Genomic DNA, 2536 nt, shown 5'->3' on the forward strand with positions numbered 1-2536 from the left:
GGGGTAGGCCGAAGCCCAGGGGTCCTCCGGTGAACCCGCGAGGGCAGCGCCGTACCTCGCGTGGTCGCCGTAGGGCGGATCTTCCTGATGCTGGTCGTCCCGGTACGGGTCGTCGCGGTGCGTGGCGCGCCCGTGCGACCGCTCGTGGCCAGCCGGATCGCGGCCACCGATGCCAGGTGGTGGGTCGGCGCCCGCGCCCGCGACGGCACTGTCCACCACGGTCCCGTCGGCGGTGATCCCGGCCGCGGTGCCGGTGGGCATCGGCCGCCGTGCGCCGGGCCGCAGCCGGCGGACGAGGCGGAACAGGACGGCGAGCAGCAGCACGCTGACGGCGAAGATGGTGATGCCCGTCGCGATCGCGCCGTAGACGGTCGAACGCACCAGGATCCGGGCGGGCGGGTCGCTGGAGAGGGCCTTGCCGTCGAGGTTCAGCAGGCGGATCTCCAGCGGGAACGTTCCCGCGCCCTCGGAGTCCACCTCGATCTCGATCTGCGCCTTCTGCCCGCGTTGCAGGGCACGGGTCTCCCGCAGCGCCGATCGCAGTCGCGAGCGGTTGGTCGAGGAGAACGCCAGCACGACGGTGACGTCCCACTGGGTGTTGTTCTCGAGCGTGATCGGCACGAGCCCGTGCCGGCTCGTCAGGTTCACACTGCGGGACGCCACGATCTGGATGCCGTTGCGGATCGCGGAAACGTTCCCGTCGACCTGCTGGCTGAGCGACACACCATCCACCATGCGGTCTGCGCGCCACCAGACGGAGGTCGCTGTGACGAGGGCGTTGCGCATCGGGTCGATGCGCTCCACCCGGCACTCGACGGTGTCCCGCGGCGGCGCGCAGAGCACCGGGTACAGGGCCAGCGCCTCGTCCCGGACGTTCGTCACCGAGTCCAGGTAGGAGGCGGGCAGTTCGCGGGCCCGCGCGTCGGCGGGGTAGACCAGCCCGCCGCGGGGGGCGCTGGGCTGGTCGGCGCCCAGCAGGTCGTCGATCGGCGCCGGCTGCGAGTAGTCGCTGGTGATCGCGCTCAGCACCTGCTGGGCCCAGTCGTCCGGTATCTGCCAGTTGCGTGGCAGGGCGAGGACCAGCTGGCGGGTCTCGGACCGCTCGGCGGTGATCGTGGCGAGGTCGGCCCGCAACCGCGCGAGGACCGCGCCGGCGCTGGGGCCCTGCGCCGCGCCGGTGTAGGAGGTGGCGACGTCGGCGAGGCGGTGATCGGTCGCGAGCGCGCGGATCGGGGTGCCACTCGAGGTGGCGATGTCGATGCCGGCCGACGGGGTGTAGTTGATGCCCTTGGGCGCGGGCAGCAGGCGGTCGTCGAGCAGCACGGTTGGGACCTTCAACTGACTCAGCACGTCCACAGTCGTCGCGTCGGCGAGCCCGTCCGCGGGGAAGGCGACCGGGCGAGGGGCCTGGGGCAGCAAGGCGTCCAGCACGACCTGGCCAGTCTTGACGGCGTACTCGACCGTGTCCAGCTTCTGCGCGTGGACCAGTGCGGTCAGGTCCGCGTCGCCGTAGGGCAGCGCGATCACGGTGCCGCCCTGGCCGGCGTAGTTCTCCAGCCTGGTCAGGAAGGCCGCCGCGGCCGAGCTTCGCGGCATCAGGACGCCGCCGGCGGGGCTGGCGGGACTGGCGTAGCGGTAGCCCTCCGGGTTGCTCATGCGTTGCAGCGCCTTGACCAGCGTGGGGTCGACGGCGAGCACGACCGGCGGGCTGGCGGCGTCGAGCAGCTTGGACAGCCGGCCGGTCGGCTTCACCTCGTCGGCCAGGTCGTTGTCGGTGAGCAGCCCGTCGGAGCGCAGGCGGGGCTGGTCGGCGATCGGCAGCACGACCGTCACCTTGGTTCGCTGTGCCTGGGCGGAGGACCGGACGGCGAAGGAGTACGCCGCGCCGATCGGCTTCGATGCCCGCCCGGCCACGGAACCGCTCACCCGGACCTGCAGGGGATACGCACCGGGACGCGGCGCGGCGCCACCGGCCGCGGCGAGGTCCGCGGTGATCTCGAACGGGATGGGACTGCCGCCCCGGACGGGTGGATCGGCCATCTGCTGCACGACGTGCCCGCTGGTGAGGGGGAGTTTCTGGTAGCCGCTGGTGGTGGGGTTGGCGGCGAGTGTGGCGAGCTCGTCACGGGAGCGCACCTGGCGCGTGCCGATGGACAGGCTCATCCACAGGTCGGTCAGCGGATCGGCCGTGGTGGCGGCCATCGTGCCGCGCACCGACAGGGTGGGCGAGGTCGCGGTGGGCGAGACGACGTCCGTCACGGTGATCGCGACAGGGTTCGCGGCGGTGGACGACCCCGCCACGACGGGCGCATGAACTGGTGATTCGTCCGATTCGCCTGTGGATGAACCTGTGGAAGAGCGTGGTGTTCCTGTGGATGAATCCGCGCGGGCGATGGGCTCCACCGCCAGGCCACCGCGGGTCCCCGCCGCGGCACTCGCTCCGGGCGCGCCCGCCAGCGGCACGATGACGGCTACCAGCAGCAGCACCACGACGACCATCGCCCGGCGCCGCGCCGCCGGCCAGGCGCCACCGCCC

At 72.7% G+C, this 2536-nt stretch carries 1 protein-coding gene; it reads right to left on the reverse strand.

The genetic code is table 11. The annotated features are described in order from the left end of the window. A partial coding sequence (locus MXD58_RS28830) for a DUF6049 family protein (RefSeq protein WP_374616793.1) occupies positions 1-2536 on the reverse strand: 2536 nt, incomplete at both ends.

This window comes from Frankia sp. AgKG'84/4 (genome assembly GCF_023242965.2).
Taxonomy (GTDB): domain Bacteria; phylum Actinomycetota; class Actinomycetes; order Frankiales; family Frankiaceae; genus Frankia.